Here is a 25,421-nt window from a genome sequence, read left to right as displayed (position 1 = left end):
GTCAGCCGGCCAGACTGAAACGGGCGGAACCGGGGTCCGCGTCGAGGAGACGACGCGTGTACCAGTGCTGCGGATCGGCGTAGATCTGCTCGACCGGACCGGCCTCGACGACCTCACCCTGGTACAGCACGACGACCTCGTCGCTCACACGCTGCACGACCGCCAGGTTGTGCGAGATGAACATCATCGTCAGGCCGAGGGACTCCTTGATGTCGGCGAGCAGCTCCAGGATCTGCGCCTGCACCGAGACGTCGAGCGCCGAGGTGATCTCGTCGGCGATGACCAGGTGCGGGTCGATGACCAGGCCGCGGGCGATGGCGATGCGCTGCCGTTGCCCGCCGGAGAACTCGTGCGGGTAGCGGTGCATCATGTCCCGGGACAGCCCGACGCGTTCGAGCCAGCCGCCGATGCGGTCCTCGTGGGTGGCGACGCGGGGGCGGACCGGGTCGATCGCCTCGGCGAGGGTCTGCGCGACGGTACGCCGTGGTGAGAGGGACGAGTACGGGTCCTGGGGGATCATCTGGATCCGGCGCCGGTAGCCGCGCAGGGTCGAGCGGTCGGCCGCCGCCAGGTCGACGCCGTCCACGGTGGCACTGCCCGAGGCGGGCTTCACGGTGCCGACGAGCACCTTCGCGAGCGTGGACTTCCCCGAGCCGGACTCCCCGACGACGCCGACCGTCCGACCCCGTTCGAGGCGGAGGTCGACGCCGTGCAGTACGGTCGTCGAGCCGAACGCGACGTCGAGGGCGCGGACGTCGATCATGGGGGCCGTGCCGGCGTCGGTCGCGCGGCGTTCGCGTGTCGTCGTGGTGTCGGTCATGCGTGTGCCTCCGCCTGCTCGGTGCGCGTGGACTCCGTGGGCACGGTCACGACCGGAGTGGCCGCCAGGAGCTGCTTCGTGTACGGGTGGTCGACGGTGTGCGGGGAGAGCCCGGCGACGTCGTCGATGCGCTCGACGATCTCGCCGTTCCGCATCACCAGGACCCGGTCGCACAGTGCTCGGACGACGCCGAGGTCGTGGGAGATGAACAGCACGGCGGTGCCGGAGTCCTCGTTCATCCGCTTGAGCACGGTCAGCACCTCACGCTGGACGGTGACGTCGAGGGCGGTGGTCGGTTCGTCCGCGATGAGCAGGTCGGGCTTCGTGCTCATCGCCGACGCGATCATCGCGCGCTGCTTCATGCCGCCGGAGAGCTGGTGCGGGTACTGGCGCAGTCGACCCTCGGGATCGGTCAGCATCACGGCGCGGAAGCCCTGTGTCAGGAGTCGGATCGCGTCACGTCGGCTGTGTCGCAGCCGCATCCGCAGCACGTCGGACAACTGGATGCCGAGCACCATGGCCGGGTTCAGCGCGGTGCCCGGGTCCTGGTAGACGAGCCCGATGCGGGAGGCGAGCACGCGGTCCGGCACACGACCGAGCAGGTCGACGCCGCCGAGTTCGAGCCGCCGCGCGGAGCCCTCGAGCCCCTCGCCCAGCAGCTTGGCGACGAGCGAGGCCGTCAACGACTTGCCCGAACCGGACTCGCCGACGATCCCGAGCACCTCGCCCCGCCGGATGGTGAACGAGACGTCCTTGACCAGGGCGCGTCCACTGGCGGCGTGCTGCACCGAGATGCCGTCCGCGACGAGCACGGCGTCGTCCTCGACCGCGAGCGTCGACGGGCCGGTCGCGCGGGTGGTGCGGGACCGCGTGGTGTTCGACCGCGGGTTCGCGGCAGCGGCCAGTCCGTCCCCGACGAGCAGGGCGGCGAGGGAGGCGAAGGTCAGCGCGACCGCGGGGCCGACGATGACGACGGGGTTCACGACGATCCGGTCGAGTCCGTCGTTGAGCAGGGTTCCCCAGTCGAACGCGGGGGTCTGCGCGCCGAGGCCGATGAAGGACAGTCCGGAGATCTCGACGAGCGAGCCGGAGAAGGCACCGGCGATCAGGATCAGCGTCGGCTCGGCCATGTTCGGCAGGACGTGCCGCATGGCGACCCGGTGCGCCGGGACCCCCATCAGGCGTGCGGTGGTGACGTACTCGCTGGTGGAGATCTTCGCCGCCAGGTTGGCGGTCAGACGGGCGAAGCCGGCGATGTTCGCGACCGCGATGGCCACGACGACCTGCACCATGCCCTGCCCGAGGATCGCTGCGACGATGATCGCGACGAGCATCGTCGGGTAGCTGACCGCGAACTCGATCCCGCGCAGCCCGAGCTCGCGCACCCGGCGGGGGGCGAGCCAGACGCCGATGCCGAGCGCGATGCCCACGATCGCGGACAGGGCCGTGGCGGCGAGCGCCATCAGGACCGTGGCCCGGGTGGCGACCAGGGTGCGCGCGAGCATGTCGCGGCCGAGGGTGTCGGTACCGAGCGGGTGCTCGGCGGTGGACCCCAGCCCAGAGGTACCGCCGATGCCCGTGGCCTGGGCGCCGAACACGAACGGTGCGACGACCGCCACGATCAGGATCAGCCCGAACATCGCCAAGCCGACGATCAGCCCGCCGTTCCACGCGAAGGTGCGGGGACGCGATGCCGGGTCGGTCGAGGCCGCCTGGACGGCGGTGATGGTGTCAGCCACGCTTCTCCCCGAGGGTGCGCGGGTCGATGAGACCCAGGATGATGTCGATGACGAGGGTGATCACGAGCGAGATGAGCCCGATCACGAAGACCGCGGCGCGGATCACGGGGTAGTCCTTGTCCACCGCGATCGCCTGCACGATGACGCCGCCCAGGCCCGGCCACGCGAAGACCGCCTCGGTGATGAGTGCCGAGCCGAGCAGGGCCGTCAGGATGATCCCGGACAGCGTCAGTGCGGTGGTGAGCAGGTTCGGCAGCATGTGCTTGGCGTAGATCGACAGCGCCGGCAGCCGCCACCCGCGGGCGGTGCGCATGTAGTCCTGCTCGAGGATGACGGCGGTCTCACGGCGGACGATGCGGGCCACCGAGCACGTGCCGCCCACGGTGAGCGAGGCGATCGGCAGGACCGCCGCCGCGCCGAAGTCGTAGGCCGGCGAGTACGCGGGCGGCAGCACGTGCAGCAGGACCGCGAAGACGACGACGAACCCGGTGGCGAGCACGTACGTGGGGATCGACGAGATCAGGCCGGTGACCGCCGAGAACGAGACGTCGAGCCAGCGGTGCCGGTCGCCGCGGGTGAGGACACCGACGGTCATGCCGAGTGCGAGTCCGAGGACGAGCAGCAGCAGGACCGCGGCGATCGTGATCGTCAGCGTGTACGGCACGGCCGTCATGACGATGTCCATCGCCGGTGCGCGGTACTTGTACGAGTCACCGAAGTCGCCCTGCACGACGCCGGCGACGTAGTGCCACAGCTGGACGGGGATCGGCTGGTCGAGACCGAGTTGGTGCCGGACGAGCTCGACCTGGGCGAGCGTCGCGGTGTCGCCGGCGATGGCCGTTGCCGGGTCGCCGGGGATGAGCTGCACGATGAGGAACGTCACGAGGACGAGCAGCGCCAGGTTGATGACGAGTCCGACGGCACGGCGGAGCAGGAAGCGGCGCCATGCGCCACCGAGACTCGCGGCCCGGGGTGCGGCGGCGGTCGGGGTTCCCGGAGACCCGGGGGTGCCCGGACCGGGCACGGGGAGATGGTCGACGGTGGTGGTGCTCATCGCGGGTCCTCCTGGTGCTCCGGTCCGGGCTGGGGTGGTGCGGTGGTGCGTGGTGCGTGGTGCTCGTTCGGTCGGGCGATCAGGAGACGATCCGCATCGCGGAGACGTCCCAGTAGCCCGAGAACACGTGGGTCGCGAAGCCCTTGCGGGCGACGTACCGGTGCGTGTCCGTGATGAGCGGGGTCATGTCGACACGCTCGAGGATCGACTTCTGCGCGGTGGCGAAGTCCTCGCACTGCTGGTCGGCGTCCGACGTGGCCATCGCCGCCTGGTAGGCCGCGAGTCCCTCGGGGTTGTCGCTCGAGGACACGTTCGTGCCGCCCTCGGCGTAGGTCGGTCCGACGTAGCGCGCGATCGAGGTGTTGATCAGCCCGGTCTGCGCGTCCTCGGCCGCCACGGCGACGTCCCAGGTCTTGGGCTCGGTGCGCATCTGCTTGGTCCAGTCGGCAGGGTCCGGTGCCGAGACCTTCACGGTCGCACCGGCGTTCCGCAGCGACTCCGCCAGGAAGTCGGCGGCGGGGTCCCAGTTCGACATGATGAGCAGGCGGATCGTCTTGCCCGTGAGCTCCTTCGTCGCGGCCTTCGCGTCGTAGGACTGCACGAGCGACGAGTCGTCCACCGCGCAGCGGTAGCTCGCCGCGTTCACCGTGTTCTGCTCGACCCCGAGTCCGTCGAGACCGGCGTTGTTGAACCCCTTCGTGTCGATCGCCTGGGCGACCGCGGCACGGAGCGGCTGGTCGTCGGCGAACACCGAGCCGGAGCCCTCTGCCTCGTTGAACACGAGGTTGTAGGCCGAGCTGGCGAACTTCACGGTGGAGTAGTCGTCGCCGCTGAAGCGCTCGGCGTTCGAGTCGTAGAAGCGTGCGACGTCGACACCGCCGGACTGCAGCAGGTTGGCGCTCGTGTTCGAATCGCCCTGCACGGTCAGGTTGATCGTCTTGGCCGGCTCACCGGTGACGGTCTTCCACGCCGGCCAGGCGTCGTAGTCGGACCGCAGCGCGTACGAGACGCTCTTGCCGGCCGAGGACTTCGCGAGCGTGTACGGGCCGGACCAGGCGCCGTCGACGGTGCCGGCCGCGAGGCCCTTCGTGTCGGCGAGACCGGCCGGGCAGATGATCCCGGTACCGGGGCGGGTCAGGCCGCCGAGCAGCTGCGAGTACGGCTCGCTGAGCGAGATCGTCAGCGTGCCGGCGGCGTCGTCGGCGGTGAACTTCGGGTCACCCGAGCCGAAGGCCTGGTTCTTCCAGGTCTGCGCACCCGAGTCGTCGAGGCCGACCAGGTACTCGAAGGACTTCTCGACGACCGTCGGCGTGATCTCGGTGCCGTCGGAGCACGTGGCGCCGTCGCGGATCGTGAACTCGTACTTCGACGCCGACTCGGCGTCCCACTTCGTCGCGAGCCCGCCGATGTAGCCGCCGTCGTCGCCCTCGCCCTGCCGGAGCAGGGTGTCGAAGCCGAGTCGTGCGACCTCGACGTCCGAGCTGGCCGAGGCCTTCGCGGGGTCGAAGGTCGCCGGGGCGTACCAGAGCTCTGCGTTGATCGTGTCGGTGCTCGACGAGCTGTCGCCGCCGTCAGCGGAGCCGGACGCGGTGCACGCGCTCAGGGAGAGTCCGACGGCGGTCGCCAACGCGACGCCGACGAGGATGCGCTTCCTCACCATGGTGCTGTCCTCCAGTGGGATTCGGGGTGATGCCAGGGAGTCAGTCCCAGGGTCGGGTCCAACTTGGATCCAATTTAGAACAATCCGCATCCAACTATGTTTCGAGTGGATTACATCTGCCCGGGACGAGCCGCGGCGTCGAAGACCGTCACGCCGCCGACGTCGGTGCGCAGGACCCGCGCCGCGGCGAACTCGTCGACCGTGCACGCGGCCGGGTCCACGTCGAGCAGCACCCAGTCCGCCAGGGCGCCGGCGCGCAGCACGCCGCGACGGTCCTCGGCGAAGGACGCGTGTGCGGCACCGCGCGTGTAGGCCTCGACCGCCTCGAGCACCGAGAGCGCCTGTGCCGGGCCGATCGGCTCGTCGAGGCCGCGCATCCGACGGGATGCGGCGACGGGGACCACCTCGCGCGGGTCGAAGGGGAAGTACGGCGCGTCCGAGCCCATGGCGACCGTGGCGCCGGCGTCGGCCCAGGTCCGCATCGGGTTGACCTCGTCGACACGGCTGCCGAGCCGGCGCTGCAGCCCGGCGGCGTTCTTCCAGGCGATCGAGGGCTGCAGCGACGCCACGACACCGAGGCGTGCCGCACGGTCGGCGCTCGCGACGCTCGGCTCGAGGTACGCGTGGATGAGCTGGCAGCGGAGTCCGGCGACCGATCGTCCCGTGTCCCGTTCCGCTGCCTCGAGCCCGTCGAGCACTTCGGCGACCGCACGACTGCCCACCGCGTGGACGCCGAGCCCCCACCCCGCGGCCACGCACGACGCGGCGAGCCGGGCGAAGTCGCTCGCCGCGATCCGCTGCACGCCGTGGTCGTCGCCGGTCCAGGGCCGTTCGAGCAGCGCCTGCCCCTTCATGCCCTCGCCGTCGTAGTAGACCTTGACCGGGCCGAGCCGGAGGCGGTCGTCGCCGTCACCGGTCACGCCGTCGATCGAGTCGAGCACCGCCAGGGCCGCATCGACGTCGGGAACCGCTGCACTGCCGAGCTCGGGGTAGGGCATCGCGACCACGCGCAGGGTCAGGAGTCCCTGCCGGTGCGCCTCCCGGTACCCCTCGAGCTCGGGCAGCGTGACGGCCGGGTCGACGACACCGGTGAACCCCATCGCGTGCAGCAGCGGCTGGATGCGGCGGATCGCGGCGAGCCGGTCCCCGAGCGTCGGCGGTGCGTCCCCGATCCAGTCCGGGGCGTCCGGGTCCGCGTCGCCGTCGGCGAGCATCGCGGCCGAGAACGTCGCGGCGTCGGCGTCGCCGTCCACGAGCTGCAGCGCTTTGAGTCCGGCGCGCTGCGCGTGCGCGTGGGCGTCGGTGAACCCCGGCAGGACGGTGCCCTCGACGTGGTCCTCGGCCGTGCCCTCCGGAGCCGCCGCCCGCACGTCGTCGAGCGTCCCGACCGCCGCGATCCGGTCGCCGACGACGAGCAGGGCCTCGGCGGTCGGCACCCCGGGGTCCATCGTCCGGACGTGTCCGACGACGAGCCGCGCGGACCGGCCGGCCGCCTCACACACCGACGGGCTCCCGCTCGTCGAGCCAGGTGCGCACGTCCGCAGCGGTCACGAGGGCGTCCCGCTGGAGGTACCCGATCGCCTCCAGTGCCGCGTCGTGCGCGCGTTCGCTCGACCCGGCGACGCAGTCGGTGAGGACCCGGACGGCGTAGTCGTGCTGGTGGGCGTCGGCCGCCGTGTAGTGGATGCAGACGTCGGTGAGTCCGCCGACGAGCAGGACGGTGCCGGCTTTGTACGCCTTGAGCACGATCTCGAGCTCGGTGCCGAAGAACGCCGAGTAGCGCCGCTTGCGGATGACGAACTCCTCGGGCCGAGGGTCGATCCACGAGGCCAGCTCGGTCTGCTCCTCGCCCTCGATGCAGTGCGGGCCCTCGGCGCCGTCGAGCTCACGGCCGATGTCGACGAGGTCCGGCTTGTGGACCTCCTGGATGAAGACGACGGGCACACCCGAGGAGCGGCAGTGCTCGATGAGGTCACGGACGCGCGGTGCGCGCTCGGCACGGCCGCCCATCACGGGGATGCCTGGCGTGGGCATCGTCGAGGCAGCTCCGCCCTGGATGTCGACGACGATCAGGACGGGGTTGCCGGAGACGGCGAGCATGCTGGTGGTTCCTTCCGGGACGGATCGTGCAGCGGGTGGGGACCGGTGCGCGCCGTCGCCGTCATCCTCTGACGGGATCCGGCACCGCAGGGGTCCGGGGTGTTTCCGCGGTGTTAAACCTCAGGTGTCGCCGAACCGGGCGGTGTCCCCGCGGGCGCCGTCACCGCTCCAGCCGCCGCCCGCGCGCTCCGCCGCCGCCGGAAGGGAAGCAGCTCGGCGACCCCGACCGGCCCGAACCCGTTCCCGACCGCGACCCACACCTGGGCGTCGGGCGCGTGGTCACCGAGCAGCTCCGCGCAGACCCCGCACGGCTCGATCAGGTGCATCGTCCCGCCCGGCCTGCGGAGCACCCCCACGACCGACACCACCGGCGACCCGGCGACGACGGCCGCACTCAGCGCAGCGGACTCGGCGCAGACCGACGCGCGACCGGCCGATGCCTCGACGTGCAGCCCGGTGACCACACTGCCGTCGGAGAGCCGGAGTGCCGCGGCGACCTCGTGCACCCCCGTGCGGTACCGCCGGTCGAGCACGTCGGTCGCGATCCGGAGCAGCTCCTGGTCCGCGGCGCCCATCCCGGACGGCGGGCCGGCGAGCACCGGTCGGTCAGACTCGGGCGAGCCGCTGCTCACGACCAGCCCAGGATCCGCGCCATGTTGCCACCCTCGACCAGGGCCCGATCGGCCTCGTCCGGGATCGCCTTCGCGATCTTCATGCGCTCGAGGTCGAAGTCGCTGCCCGGCCACTCCGACCCGAGCAGGATCTTCTCCGCGCCGAGGCGCGCGTACGCCCGCTTGACGTCGGACATCAGGGTGGCCGAGGTCTCGAGGTAGACGTGCGGGTTCCGCTCGGCGACGATGATCGCCTCGGGCACGTTCCACACCGCACCCATGTGGGCGATGATCGTCGGCACCGTCGGGAAGTTCTTCGCGATCTCCTCGATGGAGAACGGTGCACAGAACGCGTCGTCGAGTGCGTTGATCAGCACGGGCAGGCCGAGCTCGGCGCAGACCTCGAACAGCGGGTCGAGCAGGCCGTGGTCCGCGACGTGGTAGCCGTGCAGGCTGGGGTGCAGCTTCAGGCCGACCAGCCCGCCCTCGGCGAAGCGACGGATCTCGTCGGTCGCGTTCTCCCACTGCGGCATGACCTGGCCGAAGCCGAACAGCCGGTCCGGGTGCGCGGCGACCAGGTCCATCAGGAAGTCGTTCTCGATCCCCTGCGCGAGCGAGCAGACCATGGCGCGGTCGACCCCCGCGGCGTCCATGCGGTCGAGGATCCGGTTCGCGTCGAACGGCGTGTACGCCGGCGGCTCCTCGCCCGGGCGCACCCCGCTCAGGTAGTCACTGCGGCCGCGGCGGTCCTGCGTGGTGTTGTAGGCGTCGATGATCATCGTGGGCGTCTCCTCGTCGGCGGCTCGTGGGGCGGAACTCCCGCACATGTGATCCGATACTGCCAGAATTGGATCCAATTTGGTAGCACTGGGGTGCGAGACACCCAGCCTGGAGGCGCGACGCACCCCCGCCGCGCCGGCTCAGTGCACGACGACCATCGCGCCCATGGCCAGCACGCTCACCAGCGACGCCGCCCGGCGCACGGACTCGACCCGCGGCACCCGGCCACCGACGACGTTCCACAGCACCACACCGGCGTGCACCGCGACCGCCACCCCGACCGGCAGCAGCACTGCACCGTGGGAGTGCCCCGCGCCGGCACCAGCACCGGCATGGCCACCTGCGAGCAGCACGAACACCGCGCCGAGGAGCATCCCGAGCGCGTGCAGGTGGTCACCACCGGGGCGACTCCGGCGACGCCACCGGTCCACCGCAGCCGTGCCCATCGCGCATCCACCGAGCAGGAGCGCCCAGAACGGCGCCGGCACCATGTGGAGCGCCGACACGTGGACGTCGAGCATCGCGACGAGCATCACCGCCTCGGCGACGAGTGCGACCGGCCCGACACGTCGCCCGCCAGCGATGCCGAGCCCGAGCGCACCGACGGCTGCGACGAGCATGACGACGAGCAACACGGACATGATTGGATCCAATCACGAGCGAGTCGGATACGGCAACGGGATCCAACACCTGGCAGGATTGGATCCGCAGCGGGGGTTCGCTGTGACGACGTACCGAGGGAGACCACGACGTGACCACCAGCGACGGCAACGCACTCGTCGACGACCTCGCCGCCCGGATCCGCGCGAAGATCATGTCCGGCGAGATCCCCATCGGCGCACCGCTCCGCCAGGCCGACCTCGCCGCGCAGTTCGGCATCAGCCGAACCCCGGTCCGCGAAGCGCTCCGGCAGCTGCAGACCGGCGGCCTCATCGAGGTCGTGCCGAACCGTGGCGCCGTGGTCCGGGTGCCGGTGCCGTGGGAGGTCCGCGAGGCGTACGAGGTCCGCGCCGAGCTCGAGTCGCTCGCAGCCCGTCGCGCCGTCGACCGGCTCGACGACGCCACGATCGCGCAGCTCCGCTCGGTGAACCAGGCGATGTACGAGCGCTCCCTGGCGGCGGCCGAGGGCGAGCAGCCGAAGCAGCGCGAGGGCAGCGACAACGACCAGTTCCACGGGCTCATCTACCAGGCCTCCGGCAACACCCGGTTGACCCGGATGCTCGTCGAGATCAACGACGCCTTCCCCCGGAACGTCTCGGCCCTGGTGCTCCGCGAGAACTCCCGGCACCGCGAGGAGAACTTCCGCGAGCACGAGGAGCTCATCGAGGCGTTCGTCGCCGGCGACCGCGAGCGCGCCGCCGAGCTCATGCGCGACCACGTCCTGCGCGCCGGCGAACACCTGGCGCACTGGTACGAGCGCCGCTCCTCCACCGTCTTCACCGGCTGACCCGGCTGACCCGGCGCGACCAGCGGAAGCGGCGCGAGAGACCGGACCGCGCGGTCCCGCACCGACGGGGCGGGGCCGACCCGCGCCTCCCGACCGGACCGCGCCGGCCGTCTACAGGATCGGCGCCCGCCGGATCCAGCCGGTGGCCTCCTCGATCGCGCGCGTCACCGCGAGCAGCTGGGCCTCGCGGCCGTACCGCCCGACGACCTGCACGCCGACCGGCAGCCCCTCGGGCGTGAACCCGGCCGCGGTCACCACGACCGGGTGCGCCGTCAACGTCAGCCGGTTCGCGAGCATCTGCCACGTGAAGTAGCGGTCGAAGCGGTGGCCGTCGACCTCGTCGACCCACTCGACCTCGGCCGGCGGCGCGACCACCGGCGTCGCCGGCAGCACGAGCACGTCGTGCCGGTCGAGCACCGCAGCCGTGTCCCGGTACATCCGGGTCCGACGCTCGTACGCATCGGCGAGCTGCGCCGCCGTGGTGGCGCGCCCCTGCTCGACGTTCCGGACGTAGTCGGGACGGAACCCGCTGGCACCGGCGTCGACGGCGTGCCGGCCACCCAGGAAGAACTCGAACGTCTCGATGGTCTCCCACGCCTCGTCCGCACCCGCGAAGTCGGGCTCGTCGACCTCGACGACCGCGCCGAGCCCGGCGAGCTGCTCGCCGAACGCGCGGTGCACGGCACGCACGGCCGGGTCGATCGGCAGGCCGCCGGCGTCCTCGCTCCACGCGACGCGCAGGCCGTCGAGCTCCACCGGTCGGACCGGGTGCTGCGTCATGGCGGACATCGGCCAGACGGTCTTCTCGACGGCCAGGGCTTCCATGAAGCGTGCGGCGTCGGCGGAGTCACGCGCCATCGGACCGGTGACGCCGTGCGGCGTCCAGGCGTTGCCGGTCCGGCCGCTCGGCACCCGGCCCGGGCTGGGCCGCACGCCGACGACGTTGCAGAACGCGGCCGGGTAGCGCAGGCTCCCGCCGCTGTCGGAGCCGTCGGCGATCGGCAGGATCCGCCCGGCGAGCGCCGATGCGGCACCACCGCTGGACCCACCCGCGTGCCGCGAGGTGTCCCAGGGGTTCACGGTCGTGCCGAACACCGGGTTGAAGGTCAGGACGCCCTGGCCCATCTCCGGCGTGTTCGTCTTGCCGATGATGATCGCGCCGGCGTCGCGGAGCAGCGTCGCGAGGACGCTGTCGTGCTCGGCGGGGCGCGCGTCGGCGAACGCCGCCGACCCGTTCGTGGTCGGCAGGCCGGCGACGTCCATCAGGTCCTTCACCGCGGTGGGCAGGCCGTGCAGGAGCGGGAGCGGTTCGCCCGCGGCGCGTGCCGCGGCGGTGCGGCGGTCCGCCGCTTCTGCCGCGGCCAACGAGACCGAGTCGGGCTGCTGGGAGACGACGGCCTGGAGGCGCGGGTTGCGTTCCTCGATCCGGTCCAGGTGGGCGCGCATCACCTCCACCGCCGACACCTCGCGGTTCGCGACGGCGTCGGCCAGGCGGACGGCGGACCAGTCGGCGAGGTGCTCCGCGGTGTGCTCGGGCGCGGGCATCAGCGGCCGCCCTCGTGGTCGTGCTGCTGCTCGGCGTGGACGTGCCCGTCGTGCGCGGCGTCGGCGTGGTGGTCGTGCGCCGCGTGGTCGTGCGCCGCGTGGTCGTGGCCGGCGCCCGGCGCGCAGTGGTCGGTCGCCGACGGCGGGACGTCGAGCGAGGGGTTCCGGTCGAAGAAGCCGTCCGGTTCGAGCCGGAAGCCGATCGTGTCGACGGGCATGATCGGCCACTGCTCGGGCCGCGGGAAGTGGTGCACGCCGAGGACGGGCCACAGCACGAGGCGCTCGTTCTCGAGGGACCGGTCCGCCTGCTGCCAGACGTGCACCCCGTCGTCACCGAGCTCGCCCTGGTTCGGGTACTCGCCGGCGATGAAGCGCTCCTCGGGGTCGAAGACGCTCGCCCAGAGGTGCTTCGCGACGAACGGCGCCTTCCGCTCGACGATGCTGCCGGGGCGGACGTGCAGCTGCGCGGTGTTCTGGACCGCCAGGCGGTAGGCCGTGCTCTCGCCGTAGCGGTTCTGCGCGGACTCGCTCTCGATGCGCCAGTGCAGCGCGCGGGCCGGGTCGGTCATCCGGGCGCCGTCGGCCTCGGAACCGATCGGCGTCTCGACCGCGATGCAGGCGTTGCCGTAGGGGTTCAGGGCCTCGTCGGGCTCGGGCTCGGCGTGCACCTCGACCAGCCGGTTCAACGGCCCGTCGACGGCGGTGTCGAGCCGGACGGCGAAGTAGTGCTGGTGCGTCGGGGCCTGCACGTTCGGTGCGACCATCCGGCCGTACCGCGGGGTCTCGCCGTCGGCGATGCCGGACACCGACATCAGGCCGGTGAGCTTCACCTCGAGCTCGACGGAGCCGTCCTGGTACAGCGACCAGTAGAAGCCGTAGTCGTAGTTCGCCACGGTCGCGAAGCTCGAGATCACGAGTCGGCGGCTGCGACGGACCTCGGCGCTGCCGGTGCGGGTGTTGACGTGCTTCCAGAGGATCGAGTCGTCCTCCTCGTGCAGGCAGATGCCGTTGACGATGGTCTGCGGTTCGCCGTGGCCGTCCAGGAAGTCGACGTCGAAGTAGCGGATCTCCCCCAGGCAGTCGCAACCGAGCTCGAGGCTCGCGGTGAGCGGGCCGGCGCCGTACTCGCCCCAGTCGAAGAAGTTCTTCCGGTACGCGGTCGGGTCGCTGTCCAGGTACGGCACGTACATCTCGTTGACGGCCGCACGGTGCAGCACCGGGCGCTCGACGTCGCCGTCACGGTAGGACAGGTCGTGCAGCACGAGCCCCTCGCGGTGTGAGAAGCCGACACGGAACGTCCAGTTCTGCCAGCGGACCTCGTGCCCGTCGATCGTGAAGCCGGGACCGTTCGGCTGGACGATGTCGAGCGCGGAGACCTCGCGGTCGGGCCCCCAGGTGCCGGAGGTGTAGACGCCGGTCTCGCTCGCCATCGGGATGACGCCGTGGTCCTCGATCCGGATGACCTCGAGGGTGTCGAGGTCGAGGATCGGGACGAGCCCGGCGACGGGTCGTGCGTAACCGTTGTCCTCGGGGAACTCGCGGTACCAGACCGTGCCCCAGCTCAGGCGGCGGTCGGCGAGGTCCTCGGGCACGAAGCCCGTGATCGACTCCGGGTCGACCCAGACGAGCGACGTGTCGGTGATCCCGCGCTTCGCGAGCGCCTCGATGATGAGCGGCGACTTCCGTGCGGCCTGCGCGATGAGCCGTGCTTCGTCACTCGAGACGCCGGGGCGACGGTGGTCCACGTCGGTCCACAGCTCGACGATCGCGGGCGAGTCCGGGCCGGCGGTCCACCCGCGCACCTCCCACGCGGCGTGGGCGTCCGGGTCCATCACGACGATCCGCACCGGACGGGCGCCACCGGCGGTCGTGCCCCTGGCCTTCTCCTCGTCGAGCGCGATCCCCCAGAAGCGCGGCCGGGCCCCGATGCGCCCGGAGGCACGGACGGCGGTGACGAAGGAGGCGATCTCGACGGAGGTCAGCGGATCGAGGACGTGGGTGCTGCTCATGGGCTTCCTTCTCGGGTGGATCGTGCGGTCAGTGGGCGTCGAGGACGACGGCGCGGCCGTCCGCGCGGGGGTCGCTCGCGGCGTCGAGGTGTCCGTCCGCGTGCAGCCGGACGATCTGCACGTGCCCGGCCTCGTCGACGGGGCCGTCGGTGCGGGCGACCGGCAGGCCGAGGGCTTCGGCCGCGGCGATCGCGTCCTCGGAACCGGGTTCGGCGACGAGCGTCATCACCTCGTGCCCGAGGTCGCGCGCACCGATCACGAACCGCGGTCGGCCGAGGACCTCGTCGGGATCACTGCCCGCGGCGACCAGGTCACGGGCGAGCTGGGCGAGGATCCACGGCTGGGCGCTGCCGCCCTGGCACCCGAGGCCGAGCACCAGGTCGTCCGTCTCGGCGATCACCGGCAACAGGGTGTGCGGCGGTCGCAGGCCCGCTCCGACGTGGGCGGGGTGCGCGGGGTCGGTGCTGAAGGCGGAGCCGCGGTTGTGCAGGACCACGCCCGTCCCCGGGTCGAGGATGCCGGAGCCGAAGAGCTGGTAGACGCTCTGGATGAGCGTGACGACGGTGCCGTCGCTGTCCGCAGCGGTCACCGCGACCGTGTCGCCGAGGGCACGGCCGGCGCGGGGCAGTGCGCCGACCCGACCGGAGTCGCGTGGGTCGAGCATCGCTGCGACGTCGATGGAGCCGCCGCGGGGGTCGCCGAGTTCGGCCTGGCGGACGAGCGCGGCACGGTGCACGGCGTCGACGAGGTCGGCGGCCGCGGAGGTCGCGGTGCCGTGCTCACTGCCGCCGGCGAGTGCTTCCGGCAGGATCCCGAGCAGCACGACGCCCTGCGTGGGTGGCGGCGCGACCCACCATCGGGCACCGCCGATCGTCGTGCCGCGGGGCTCGACGAGCTCGGCGTCGTGCGCGGCGAAGTCGGCCTCGGTGTGGGTGCCACCGAGCTCCCGCAGCCGAGCGGTGATCGAGGCGGCGATCCGTCCCCGGTACATCGCGCCCGGGTCGGCAGCGAGTTCGGTCAGGGTCGCGGCGAGTGCCGGCTGCACGAGCGCGTCGCCTTCGGCCAGGAGCGCCCCGGCGTCGTCGGTGAAGACCTCGCGCATCCCGGGATCGGCGTGGAGCTCGTCGGTCCGGACCGCGATCGCACGGCCGAGTCCGGCGGAGACGGGGACCCCGTCGGCCGCGAGTCGTGCTGCGCGGGTCAACGGGTCGCCGAGCCCGAGCCGGCCGCCGAGTGCGTCGATCGCCTGCCACCCGGCGACGACGCCGGGGACCGTGACGGTCTGGGCACCCTGCCGGGGCATCCGGTCCTGCTGCGCGAGCGCCGCGACGTCGATGCCGGCCGGTGCGGCGCCGGCGGAGACCACGGCGACGACGGGCTGTCCTGGCCGACGGACGAGGGCGACGAGGTCCCCGCCGATGCTGCACTGGTGCGGGTAGACGACGGTCAGTGCGGTGGCCGCAGCGAGCGCGGCGTCGATGGCGTCCCCGCCGGCCGCGACCGCCTCGGCGGCGGCGTCGAGGGCGGCCGGGTGCGGTGCGGCGACGGCGACGCGTCGGGTGGAGGGTGCTGCTGGGGCGGTCATGCGGTGGTCACCATCCGTGCGGGGCTGAGGAACGCGAGGTCGGGGCGGTCGATGCCCTGCACCAGGTCGGCGACGGCCGCACCGATCGCCGGCCCGAACTTGAAGCCGTGGCCGGAGCAGGCTGCGGCGAGGAGCACCTCGGGCTGCTCGGGCAGGGCGCCGACGACGAACCGCTTGTCCGGGGTCATCGTGTACAGGCACGCGACTGCCTGGGCACCGTCGGTGACGATGCCGGGGACGAACCCTTCGAGGAGCTCGGCCAGGTGCGCGACCTCGGCCTCGGTCGGCGGTGCGACGGGCACGTCCGGGTCCCCCACGGGCCCGGCGTCGATGCCGATCTTCGCGCCGGATCCGGCGGTCTCCGGGAGCCCGAAGACGAGCCCCTCCGGCAGGTCGACCGAGAAGCACCCGAGCGCGGGTGGCTGCGCCACGGTCTGCCCCGTCGGCGCGGTGAGCGTGACGATGCGCCAGACCTCGAAGAACGCGGCGGCCTCGGGTACCAGGTGCGACGCCCAGGCGCCGCCGGCGAGCACGAGCCGTCGCGCGCGGACACTGCCGGCGTCGGTCCGGACGGTGACGACGCCGTCGTCGACCTGCCAGTCGAGCACGGTCTCGCCGTACCGCAGGTCGGCGCCGGCCGCCGCGGCGGCGGACTGCGCGAACGCGAGTGCCCGTGCGGCCTCGAGCACACCGGCGTCGGGGTCGTGGACCGCGCCGTACGTCTCGGGCGGACGCAGCGAGGGCGCGAGCGTCGGCCAGGCTGCGCGGTCGACCGGGAGGCTCGCCCCACCCTGCATCGTCGGCTCGCCCCGGTGCGCGTACAGTCCACCGGTCCGGTGCAGGAAGGGCGCGCCGGCTGCGGTCCCCCAGCGGTCCCACCCGCGGTACGCACGGTCGACGAGGTCGTTCCACACCGGGTGTGGGTAGGCGCGGCGGATCATCCGGGTGGCGCCGTGCGACGAGCCGCGCTCGTGCCCCGGTGCGAAGCGCTCCACCGCGACGACGTCGAGGCCGCGACGCGCGAGCTCGTACGTGGCGGCGGATCCGTGGATGCCGAGTCCGAGGACGACGACGTCGTGCACGGCCGTCACGCGCGGACCTCGGCGACGACGTCCGCGACGCCCTCGAGCAGGACCCGGACGTCCTCGTCGTCGTTGTACACGTGCGGCGAGACGCGGACGACGCTCGGCAGGCCACGGGCGCCCAGGTCCCACTGCGCGTGGCTCGCGGGGACGGAGATGGAGTCGATGCGGCGCTGCCGGAGCCGGGCCGAGACCTCCTTGCCGGCGACGCCGTCGACCGTGAAGGTGACGATCGCGGACGCTGACGCGGACGGGTCCGCCACGGTGACGCCGTCCACGGCGTCGAGCGCGGTGCGCAGGTGGGCGCCGAGGCCGACCAGGTGTGCCTCGGTCGCCGCCGGCCCGCGGTCGAGGGCCTCGCGCAGCGCCACTCCGAGGCCGAGCCGTGCGGCGACGGAGCACTCCCACGTCTCGAGCTGTCGCGCGGTGCCGTCCATCGTCCACTCATCCTCGCCGGTCCAGACGGCTCCGCGGACATCCGGCGCCCACGCACCGACGCCCTCGAGCATCCCGCGGCGCAGGTAGGCGATCCCGGTGCCGCGCGGCCCACGCAGGAACTTCCGGCCGGTGGTGACGAGGGCGTCGCAGTCGACGGCGCGCACGTCGATGTCGATCTGGCCGACGGACTGCGTGGCGTCGACGACGGTCAGGGCGCCGTGGCGACGGGCGACGGCGCTGATCTCCGCGATCGGTTCGACGAGGCCGGACGAGGTCGGCACGTGCACCGCGCTCACGACGACACGGCCGCTCGCTCCGGCGACGGCGCGGTCCAGGGCCTCGAGGTCCATGGCACCGGTGGCGTCGCTCGGCACGACCTCGAGCCGCACGTCGTCGTGCCGCTGCATGGCCAACAACCGGAGCGCCTGGCTGACGTAGCTGGAGCGGGGTGCGACGACGGTGTCCCCGGCACCGAGCCGCAGCGCGTCGAAGACACCGCGCAGGCCGCTCGTGGCGCTGTCGAACAGGGCGATCTCGTCCGGCGCCGACCCGAGCAGGGTGGCGGCTGCGGTGTAGACGCCGGCGACCTCGTCGGCGACCTGGTTGGCGGCTTCGTACCCACCCACCCGCTGTTCCCGGCGCAGGTGCGTGACCACTGCCTCCAGGACGCCGTCGCTGACCAGGCCCGCGCCGGCCGCGTTGAAGTAGTGGCGCCCTGCGGTGCCGGCGGTGCGGGACCGCTCGGCGGCCACGTCGATCGCCGTCACTGCCTGGGCGGCCATCGTGCCGTCCTCGAGACCGATCGTCATGTCGCGGGTCCTCCCTCGTGCGCGTCACCCCCGGACGCTGAATGGATCCCATCATAAACAGGTTGTATCCATTACCGCCACCGCCGGATACTGTTGTCCCATGGAGCACTCCGCTGAAGCCCGCGCGCAGGAACTCGGACTCGTCATCCCGGACTACGCGAACCCGCCCTACGGTGGCCGGTACGGCAGCTCGCTCCGCGCGTTCCACCGCACCGGCGACCTGCTGGAGCTGAGCGGCATGACCCCGGAGTCACGGGACGGCACGATGCTGCACCCGGGATCGGTCGGGGTCGACATCACCCTCGAGCAGGCTCGTGAAGCGGCCCGCTACACCGCGGTCAACGCCCTCGGCATGATCCGCTACGCCCTCGGCTCGCTCGACGAGGTCGCCGCACTGTCCCGCGGGCTGTGCTTCGTCCTCTGCCCGCCCGGGTTCGAGCAGCTCAACCAGGTGTCGAACGCGGCCAGCGACCTGCTGTTCGACGTCTTCGGACCGGACGTCGGTCGGATGGGCCGCGCGTCGATCGGTGCGACCGCCCTGTCACGGAGCGCCTGCTTCGAGCTCTGGCTCAGCCTGGAGTGCCGCCCCCGCCGAGCCGGGGAGTGAGACCGCTCGCCGAGACCGGCACGCGGGGGACCGCGTTCTGGCTCCTCGTCGTGGCGTCGACCGCCGGCTACGTCGTCAACGGTGCGAGCACCCCGGTGGTGCCACGGGTGGCGACGGACCAGCTCGGCGCCGACCCCGCCGTCGGTGGGCTGCTCGTGTCGCTCGCGGGGTTCGTGGCGATCGGCGCGATGCCACTCGCCGGAATCCTGAGCGACCGGCTCGGTCCACGACGTGTCCTCCTCGGTGCCGGGTTGCTGGCGGCGGCCGGACTCGGCATCGTGCTCGTCGCGCTGAGCGTCCCGAGCCTCGCGGTCAGCCGGCTCGTCTTCGGCGCCGGCAACGCGGCCACCGCCACCGCCCTCACTGCCTGGGTCGTCGCCGAGGTCCCGGTGACCCAGCGGAGCCGCGCACTCGGCCTGTTCGGGCTCGCCGTCTGGATCGGTCTCGCCCTGGGGCCCGTGGTCGGCGAGAACCTGTACCAGTCGGCCGGACACCGCACCGTGTGGGTCGTCGCGATCGGCATCCAGCTCGCCGGGCTCGGAGTGGCACTGCTCACGCGGGGCGGATCGGCTCCGGTGCACCGCAGCCCGGCGCGACCGGCCGGTGCGGGTCTCGCGGCGGTGCTGCGGGCCGTCGTACGACCGGGCGCGGCGGGACTCGTGGCCTGGGCGGCCGAGGGCTTCATGATCGCGTTCCTCATCCAGCACCTGGTCGGGCAGGGCGTCGGCGCGCAGGGACTGACCGGGGCCGCGAACGTCTTCACGGTCTTCGCAGCGAGCGTCGTCGGGGTGCGACTGCTCCTCGGCGGACTGCCGGACCGGATCGGGCCCGTCCGCACCGCACGAGGAGCCCTGGTCGTCCTCGCCGCAGGGCTGGTCGTCCTCGCGGTCGCACACGACTTCCCGACCGCGGCCGCCGGTGCCGTCCTGGTCGGTGCCGGGTACTCGCCGCTGTTCCCGACGCTCACGATCCTGAGCACCCGGACGCTCGACGACCGCACCCGGGCCACCGGCGTCGGCGTCTTCTCGGCCGTCACCAGCGCGGGCTACGCCGTCGGCTCACTCGTGGGCGGGGTCCTGGTGTCGGCGGTCGGTTCCGGGTGGGCGCTCGTCGTCCTCGCCGCCTTGCAGCTCGCCGCGGTGCCCGCACTCGGCAGGCACGACGGCGGCGGCACCGGTCGCGACCTCAGAGCGCGATGACGACGCTCTTCGACTCGCAGAACGCGCGCAGGGCCTCTTCGCCGAGGTCGCGGCCGAGGCCGGACTCGCCGACCCCGCCGAAGGACAGTGCCGGGTCGAACAGGTTGTAGGTGTTCACCCACACGGTGCCGGCGTGCAGCCGTTGGCCCATCCGGTGGGCGCGGGACAGGTCACGGGTCCACACCCCGGCGGCGAGGCCGTACGTCTGGTCGTTCGCGATGGCGATCGCCTCGTCCTCGTCGTCGAACGGGATGACACCGACGACGGGCCCGAAGATCTCCTCGCGCGCGATGGTCATCGTGTTCGAGACGCCGGTGAAGAGCGTCGGCTCGACGTAGTAGCCCGGGCGCTCGGGCACGCCGCCGCCGACCGCGACCGTCGCCCCCTCGGCCTTGCCCTGCTCGATGTACCCGAGCACCTGCTGCCGCTGCTCCTCGGACACGAGCGGTCCGACGGTGATCCCGCCGTCGAGCCCGTCGCCGACGGGGACCTTCCGGACGGCGGCGACCAGGCGCTCGGTGACCTCGTCGAGGACCGACCGCTGCACGAGCAGGCGGCTGCCCGCGGTGCACATCTGGCCGGAGTGCCCGAATGACGCACGCATGGCGGTGAGGACGACGGCGTCGAGGTCGGCGTCCTCGAACACGATGTTCGGGCTCTTGCCGCCGAGCTCGAGGGTCAGGCGCTTGAAGTCCGCACTCGCGGCGGTCATCACCTTGCGGCCGACCTCGGTGCTGCCGGTGAACGAGACCTTGTCGACACCGGGGTGCGCGGTGAGCGCGGCGCCGACCCGGCCGTCGCCGGTCAGGACGTTGACGACGCCGGCGGGCACACCGGCTTCCTCGCAGATCGCGGCGACCCGGAGCATCGTGAGCGGGGTCTGCTCGGCCGGCTTGACGACCACCGTGCAGCCCGCGGCGAGCGCCGGTGCGAGCTTGAACGCGCCGGTCATGATCGGGAAGTTCCAGGGCAGGATGAGCGCCGCGACGCCGACCGGTTCGAGGGTCGTGTACACGTGGTGCGCTCCGCCGTCGACGGGGACGACCGTGCCGGTCAGGCGCGAGGGAGCGCCGGCGTAGTAGCGGAACACCCGGGCCGAGGTCGCGGTGTCGGCGCGGGAGCGCTCGATCGGCTTGCCGTTGTCGCGGGTCTCGAGCACGGCGAGTTCTTCGAGCCGCTCCTCGATCAGGTCCGCGACGCGGTTCAGGATGCGGCTGCGGTCGTGCGGGCTCATCCCGCTCCACCGGCGGTCCTCGTGTGCCCGGCGCGCGGCGGCCACGGCGGCGTCGACGTCGGCGGGACCGGCCTGCGGCACCCGGGTGAGCAGCACCTCGGTGGCGGGGTCGAGCACGTCGAGGAGTTCGGCGCCGTCGGGTGCGGTCCAGGTGCCGTCGACGAGGAACGGCTCGAGCGGGGCCAGGGGTGCGAGCGTGTCTCTCATGACGGTTCCTCCGTGGGACGTGGGTGCGGTGGGTCGGGGTGCTCGGTCAGGGACGGTCGAGCAGTCGAGCGGGCTCATCGACCGTGATCCGGGTGAGGACCTCGTCGGGTACGCCGAGTGCGCGGAGGCCGGGGACGACCCGGGCGGTCAGGTGGTCGAGGCCGTGTCCGCCGTACCGACGGAGCTGGCCCTTCGTCCAGGTGGCGTGACCGAAGACCCAGCGGGTGTCGGGGGCGCTCTCGCGCAGGGCCAGGAAGGCGTCGAGCCGTTGCGGATCGCTGGCGTTGCGGATGCGACCGACGTGCGAGCCCTCGTTGCCGAAGCAGAGTTCGAGCACGGCTCCTGCCTGGCCGAGGTCGCGCAGGTAGGGCAGGTCGAGGAACTCGTCGACGGTCGAGAACACGACCCGGCTCGGGTCGACCCCCTCGGCCACGACGTGCGCGAGCACCTCGAGGCCGTTCCGGGCGTCGGCGGCCAGCCGGACGACGACGGCCGCGCCGGTGGTCGCCGCCGCTCGTGCAGCCGCCGTGAGACTGCGGCGTTCCTCGAGTCCGTCGGCGGTCGCGAACGCCGTCGTCGTCCCCATCAGGCCGAGCAGCCCGGCGCGGTACGTGGTGCCGGGGACCGAGTCCGTCAGTGCCCGTTCGAAGAGCCCCTGTCGCCCGTCGGTGTCCAGGTCGAGGTACCACTCGGGCAGCAGTCGTGGCAGGTAGGCCCCGTAGCCGGCGACGATCCCGACGCCGCTCGCCCGTGACAGCTCGGGCAGCCGGGCGTGGTCGGGGCCGAAGCCGAGGGAGCTCAGGTCGACGGCGAGCCCGAGGCCGCTGCTCCGCGCGGTGCGGAGTTCGTCGGCGAGCAGGTCGACGTCGTCGAGGCGCAGGTTGTCCGCGAGTGCGAGCTGGCTCCACCGCAGGGCGGCAGCCAGGTCCGCGGTGACCGCGAGGCTCGGCTCCAGCGCTTCGACACCGGGTCGCTGCAGGGCACTCGCGTCGGTCAGCAGGTGCTCGTGCATCGACACCGCACCGATCCCGGACGACTCGACGGGGCCGAGGACGGTCTGGATCACGACGTGCCTTTCGCGGTGGCGGACTTGACGGATCCAATCTACATCGGTTTGGATCCCTCTTGTCCACACGTGTCGCCGAGCTCCTCGCTCGACTCCGAACGTTTACACGCGGCCCCCTTCCGTCACGTGCCCGAAACAGCCGGGCAACGACGGCGACACGGGTCCGCACGACACTGGTCGCACTACCTGTCGCCCGACAGGTACTCCGCGAAAGGTCTGCAGCCATGCGCTCTCCAGAGTCACCGCTCCACGCACCGCGCGCCACGTCCAGCGTCGACCCCGTCGACACCCAGGGCTCCGCCCGACTCGGCTACGAGCAGGAACTCCACCGCGGGGTCGGCTCGTTCTCGTCGTTCGCGGCCGGGTTCTCGTTCGTCTCGATCCTGACCACCGTCTTCCAGCTGTTCGGCCTCGGGTTCGGACTCGGCGGTGCCGCGTTCTTCTGGGCCTGGCCGCTCGTCTTCGGCGGCCAGCTGCTCGTCGCGCTGAACTTCGCGCAGCTCGCCGCCCGGTGGCCGATCTCGGGCGCGATCTTCCAGTGGTCCAGTCGTCTGGCGGGCGCGCGCTTCGGGTGGTTCACCGGGTGGACGATGATCATCGGGCAGATCCTCACCGTGGCCGTCGCAGCCATCGCGGTGCAGGCCGTGCTCCCCGCGATCTGGAACGGGTTCCAAGTCGTCGGCGGCCCCGGAGCCGACCCCTCTCTCGCCTCGTCGACCGGTGCCGCGAACGCGGTGGTGCTCGGCATCGTGATGCTCGTCGTGACGACCCTGGTGAACATCACGAGCGTCCGGCTGATGGCGCGGGTCACGAGCTTCGGCGTGCTGATCGAGATCATCGGCGTCGTCGTGCTCATCGGCGCCCTCTTCCTGCTGCCGCACCGCAGCCCTGCGGTGGTGTTCACGACCGCCGGCTCGACGAGCACCGAACCGTACGTCTGGGCGTTCCTGGCCTCGTCCCTGATGGCTGCCTACGTGATGGTCGGCTTCGACTCCGCCGGCGAGCTCGCCGAGGAGACGCACAACCCCCGGCGGACCACCCCGAAGACCATCGTCCGCGCGCTCACCGTCTCCGGCCTCGGCGGTGGGCTGCTCATCATCGGTGCCCTGGTCGCCGCCCCGAGCCTGACCGACGGCAAGCTGGCGACGCAGGGACTCGCCTGGGTGATCACCTCGACGCTCGGCGACGTCTTCGGCCGGCTGCTGCTCTGCACCGTCGCGGTCGCCGTGTTCGCCTGCACCCTCGCCGTGCAGACCGCCGGTGCGCGCATGGTCTACTCGATGGCCCGCGAGAAGGCCCTGCCCTTCCACCGCACGCTCGCTCGGGTCTCACCCCGGACCGGGACACCGATCGCCGCGTCGATCGTCGTCGGTGTCGGTGCCGGCCTCGCACTCGCCGTGAACATCGGTCAGTCCGCGATCTTCACCGCCCTGTCCAGCCTGTGCATCGCGATGCTCTACCTGGCCTACCTCGGCGTCACCGGCCCCCTGCTGGTCCAACGCATCCGGCTCCGACGGTCCGGCTTCCCCGCCGGCGTGGACGAGGACGGCAAGCCGCTGTTCACACTCGGCCGGTGGGGCATCCCGCTCAACGCCCTCGCCGTCGCCTTCCAGATCGGCATGGCGGTCAACCTCATCTGGCCGCGCCCGGAGATCTACGACCTGACCGGGAACTCGTGGTGGCTGCAGTACAGCGCCCTGCTGTTCATCGGCGCCGTCCTGCTCGTGGGTTGGGTGTGGTCGGCCCGGCGGCACCGTGCGCACGGACCGATCACCCTCGCCGAGGTCCCGTCCACCGCGTCGGTCCCCGCCGTCCAGGCACCCGCCTCCGCGACCGCGACCGTCGAAGCCTGACCGAAGGAACCCCATGCGCGACCTCCACCAGACCGACAGTGTGCTCGCCTCGCGTTCCGATGCGCGCGCCCAGGCCGGGACGCAGTCCGAGTACATGCCGTACCTGCCGGCCTCGACGTCACCGTTCGCCCCCGACGGCGTGGACCGCGCACAGCTCGTCTGGGCAGAGACGGTGGCTCCCGGCGGGTACACGCACAAGGTCCTGGCCAGGGGCTCGCGGCTGCGGTTCGACGACCCGACGGGGCAGGCCTGCGCCAACCTCCTGGTGTTCAACGCGCTCGAACCGTGGGAGCGGTTGAACGTCGCCGACACGCAGAAGATCCCGTGGCAGGCCTACCTCGGCGTCGGCACGCCGCTGCTCAGCGGGGACGGCCGTGCCCTGGCGACGGTGGTCGAGGACACCTCGGGGCACCACGACGCCTTCTGCGGCACGTCGACGGACGCCTGGAACGAGCGGAAGTACGGCGGTGCGGCACCCGAGGGGCTCAGCCCGAGCGGCCGGTCGCTCTTCGTGAAGGCCGCCGCCAAGCACGGGCTGACGAGGCGTGACCTGCCGCCGAGCGTCTCGTTCTTCCAGGGTGTCCGGATCGACGACGAGGGGGCGATGACCTTCACGGGGTCGGCCGGAGCCGGGCACCACGTCACCCTCGTCGCCGAGCTGCCGCTGCTCGTGCTCGTCGCGAACGTCGCGCACCCGATCGACCCCCGGCCGGAGTACGCCGTCGGCCCGCTCCGGGTGCACGCCTGGCGTGGGGCACCGACGACCGACGTGGACGAGCGGTTCACGGCGACGCCGGAACTCACCCGCGCCTACCTGAACGCCATCGACTACGCGGAAGCACGAGGCCTCTGATGCCCGACACGACGACGCACACCCGCACCTCCACCGTCCCGGTCGGCGCCGTCCACGCCCCCGACGTCGCCCTGGACTGGAGCGAGTCCCTCGTGCCCGGCGACGTCGTCCGCGACGACCGGGTCGAGCCGCTCGCGCCCTGGTCCGCCGTCGTCCGCGCCGGCGAGGTGCTCACGATCGTCGACGTCGGCGGCAACCAGAGCGCCGACTGCCTGGTCTACGACGCGCACGACCCCGACGAGCGCTACAGCGTCCCGGACACCCTCGCGGCCCAGGGGAACGCCTACGTCCGCACCGGCACCGTGCTGATGTCGAACGAAGGGCACCCGCTCATGACGGTCGTCGCCAACGAGATCGACCGGCAGGACACCATCGGCGGCGCGTGCTCGAAGGAGTCCAACACCCTGCGGTACGGCCACCACACCCAGTACCAGCACGGCTGCCGCGAGAACTTCCTGGCCGAGGCCGGTCGGCACGGCCTCGGCGCCCGCGACATCGTCTCGAACCTCAACTGGTTCATGAACGTCCCGGTCGAGGCCGACGGCGCCCTCGGGATCGTCGACGGCATGAGCGCACCGGGCAAGCGTGTCGCCGTCCGGGCCGAACGCGACGTGCTCGTCATCGTGTCGAACTGCCCCCAGATGAACAACCCGTGCAACGACTTCTCCTGCACCCCGCTGCGCATGATCGTGGTCCAGCCGTGATCGCCGCACCCGACACGGA

22 protein-coding genes are annotated in these 25,421 nt (G+C 72.2%); 6 read left to right on the top strand and 16 right to left on the bottom strand.

Annotated features, from left to right (window positions below; translation table 11 throughout):
• Position 1 precedes the first annotated feature (1 nt).
• The 9 genes from EDF48_RS15140 to EDF48_RS15100 all read right to left on the bottom strand — a co-directional run bounded on the left by EDF48_RS15140 (position 2) and on the right by EDF48_RS15100 (position 9,405).
• The gene (locus tag EDF48_RS15140) at positions 2–820 is read right to left on the bottom strand and encodes an ABC transporter ATP-binding protein (protein ID WP_131880974.1); all 819 of its coding nucleotides are present in this window, start codon (positions 818–820) and stop codon (positions 2–4) included.
• Positions 817–2,559, bottom strand: coding sequence for a dipeptide/oligopeptide/nickel ABC transporter permease/ATP-binding protein (locus EDF48_RS15135; protein ID WP_243698119.1), 1,743 nt, complete (start codon positions 2,557–2,559; stop codon positions 817–819). The genes EDF48_RS15140 and EDF48_RS15135 overlap by 4 nt, the downstream gene beginning before the upstream one ends.
• Complete coding sequence (locus EDF48_RS15130; RefSeq protein WP_111086468.1) at positions 2,552–3,613, bottom strand: ABC transporter permease; 1,062 nt, start codon at positions 3,611–3,613, stop codon at positions 2,552–2,554. Before EDF48_RS15130 ends, EDF48_RS15135 begins: the two co-directional genes overlap by 8 nt.
• Before the next feature lie 79 nt (positions 3,614–3,692).
• Positions 3,693–5,273, bottom strand: coding sequence for an ABC transporter substrate-binding protein (locus tag EDF48_RS15125; protein WP_165932416.1), 1,581 nt, complete (start codon positions 5,271–5,273; stop codon positions 3,693–3,695).
• Between the two features lie 110 nt (positions 5,274–5,383).
• Positions 5,384–6,775, bottom strand: coding sequence for an amidohydrolase family protein (locus tag EDF48_RS15120; protein ID WP_131880969.1), 1,392 nt, complete (start codon positions 6,773–6,775; stop codon positions 5,384–5,386).
• On the bottom strand, positions 6,768–7,373 hold the full coding sequence (locus tag EDF48_RS15115) for an isochorismatase family cysteine hydrolase (RefSeq protein ID WP_111086471.1): 606 nt from the start codon (positions 7,371–7,373) through the stop codon (positions 6,768–6,770). The genes EDF48_RS15120 and EDF48_RS15115 overlap by 8 nt, the downstream gene beginning before the upstream one ends.
• Before the next feature lie 113 nt (positions 7,374–7,486).
• Entirely contained in the window at positions 7,487–8,005 is a 519-nt protein-coding gene (locus EDF48_RS15110) for a cytidine deaminase (RefSeq protein WP_131880967.1), read from the bottom strand.
• Positions 8,002–8,763: an amidohydrolase family protein gene (locus tag EDF48_RS15105; RefSeq protein WP_111086473.1), complete on the bottom strand. Its 762-nt coding sequence runs from the start codon at positions 8,761–8,763 to the stop codon at positions 8,002–8,004. The genes EDF48_RS15110 and EDF48_RS15105 overlap by 4 nt, the downstream gene beginning before the upstream one ends.
• A gap of 141 nt (positions 8,764–8,904) precedes the next feature.
• Positions 8,905–9,405, bottom strand: coding sequence for a hypothetical protein (locus EDF48_RS15100; protein WP_131880965.1), 501 nt, complete (start codon positions 9,403–9,405; stop codon positions 8,905–8,907).
• 110 nt (positions 9,406–9,515) lie between these two features.
• Here EDF48_RS15100 and EDF48_RS15095 point away from each other — a divergent pair, with 110 nt between their 5' ends.
• Complete coding sequence (locus EDF48_RS15095) at positions 9,516–10,211, top strand: GntR family transcriptional regulator (RefSeq protein ID WP_200849186.1); 696 nt, start codon at positions 9,516–9,518, stop codon at positions 10,209–10,211.
• A 111-nt stretch (positions 10,212–10,322) separates the two neighbouring features.
• Here the strand turns inward: EDF48_RS15095 and EDF48_RS15090 are convergent, their stop codons facing one another.
• From EDF48_RS15090 to EDF48_RS15070, 5 genes are read right to left on the bottom strand one after another with little or no spacing between them, the layout of a single operon-like run.
• On the bottom strand, positions 10,323–11,756 hold the full coding sequence (locus EDF48_RS15090; RefSeq protein WP_131880963.1) for an amidase family protein: 1,434 nt from the start codon (positions 11,754–11,756) through the stop codon (positions 10,323–10,325).
• Complete coding sequence (locus tag EDF48_RS15085) at positions 11,756–13,765, bottom strand: primary-amine oxidase (protein WP_131880961.1); 2,010 nt, start codon at positions 13,763–13,765, stop codon at positions 11,756–11,758. Before EDF48_RS15085 ends, EDF48_RS15090 begins: the two co-directional genes overlap by 1 nt.
• 28 nt (positions 13,766–13,793) lie before the next feature.
• Positions 13,794–15,350 carry a gamma-glutamyltransferase gene (locus EDF48_RS15080; protein ID WP_131880959.1) on the bottom strand — a complete coding sequence of 519 codons (1,557 nt, stop codon included), beginning with the start codon at positions 15,348–15,350 and terminating at the stop codon, positions 13,794–13,796.
• Positions 15,347–16,441 carry an FAD-dependent oxidoreductase gene (locus tag EDF48_RS15075; RefSeq protein WP_165932415.1) on the bottom strand — a complete coding sequence of 365 codons (1,095 nt, stop codon included), beginning with the start codon at positions 16,439–16,441 and terminating at the stop codon, positions 15,347–15,349. The genes EDF48_RS15080 and EDF48_RS15075 overlap by 4 nt, the downstream gene beginning before the upstream one ends.
• A complete protein-coding gene (locus tag EDF48_RS15070; protein WP_131844896.1) occupies positions 16,438–17,679 on the bottom strand; it encodes an aminotransferase class V-fold PLP-dependent enzyme in 1,242 nt (413 codons plus the stop codon). The genes EDF48_RS15075 and EDF48_RS15070 overlap by 4 nt, the downstream gene beginning before the upstream one ends.
• A gap of 100 nt (positions 17,680–17,779) precedes the next feature.
• Between EDF48_RS15070 and EDF48_RS15065 the strand changes: the two genes are divergently transcribed.
• Both EDF48_RS15065 and EDF48_RS15060 read left to right on the top strand, forming a co-directional pair.
• Positions 17,780–18,286 carry a RidA family protein gene (locus EDF48_RS15065; protein ID WP_165932414.1) on the top strand — a complete coding sequence of 169 codons (507 nt, stop codon included), beginning with the start codon at positions 17,780–17,782 and terminating at the stop codon, positions 18,284–18,286.
• A complete protein-coding gene (locus tag EDF48_RS15060; protein WP_159572869.1) occupies positions 18,283–19,485 on the top strand; it encodes an MFS transporter in 1,203 nt (400 codons plus the stop codon). Before EDF48_RS15065 ends, EDF48_RS15060 begins: the two co-directional genes overlap by 4 nt.
• Here the strand turns inward: EDF48_RS15060 and EDF48_RS15055 are convergent.
• Together EDF48_RS15055 and EDF48_RS15050 are read right to left on the bottom strand one after the other, a co-directional pair.
• The gene (locus EDF48_RS15055; protein ID WP_111086482.1) at positions 19,472–20,926 is read right to left on the bottom strand and encodes an aldehyde dehydrogenase family protein; all 1,455 of its coding nucleotides are present in this window, start codon (positions 20,924–20,926) and stop codon (positions 19,472–19,474) included. The genes EDF48_RS15060 and EDF48_RS15055 overlap by 14 nt on opposite strands.
• Before the next feature lie 46 nt (positions 20,927–20,972).
• Entirely contained in the window at positions 20,973–21,992 is a 1,020-nt protein-coding gene (locus EDF48_RS15050) for a phosphotriesterase (protein WP_131880951.1), read from the bottom strand.
• A gap of 224 nt (positions 21,993–22,216) precedes the next feature.
• Between EDF48_RS15050 and EDF48_RS15045 the strand changes: the two genes are divergently transcribed.
• The 3 genes from EDF48_RS15045 to EDF48_RS15035 are packed head-to-tail and all read left to right on the top strand — an operon-like array spanning position 22,217 to position 25,402.
• Positions 22,217–23,845, top strand: coding sequence for an amino acid permease (locus EDF48_RS15045; RefSeq protein WP_131844901.1), 1,629 nt, complete (start codon positions 22,217–22,219; stop codon positions 23,843–23,845).
• Positions 23,846–23,858: 13 nt separating this feature from the next.
• The gene (locus EDF48_RS15040; protein WP_131880949.1) at positions 23,859–24,698 is read left to right on the top strand and encodes an urea amidolyase associated protein UAAP1; all 840 of its coding nucleotides are present in this window, start codon (positions 23,859–23,861) and stop codon (positions 24,696–24,698) included.
• Positions 24,698–25,402 (top strand): urea amidolyase associated protein UAAP2, encoded by a 705-nt coding sequence (locus EDF48_RS15035; protein ID WP_131880947.1) that lies wholly within the window; start codon positions 24,698–24,700, stop codon positions 25,400–25,402. The genes EDF48_RS15040 and EDF48_RS15035 overlap by 1 nt, the downstream gene beginning before the upstream one ends.
• The last annotated feature ends 19 nt before the right edge of the window (positions 25,403–25,421 follow it).

The organism is Curtobacterium sp. PhB191 (assembly GCF_004346515.1).
In the GTDB taxonomy this organism is placed as follows: Bacteria; Actinomycetota; Actinomycetes; order Actinomycetales; family Microbacteriaceae; genus Curtobacterium.
Note: the sequence above shows the minus strand (reverse complement) of the source record. Positions and strands in the feature narration are given on the sequence as shown.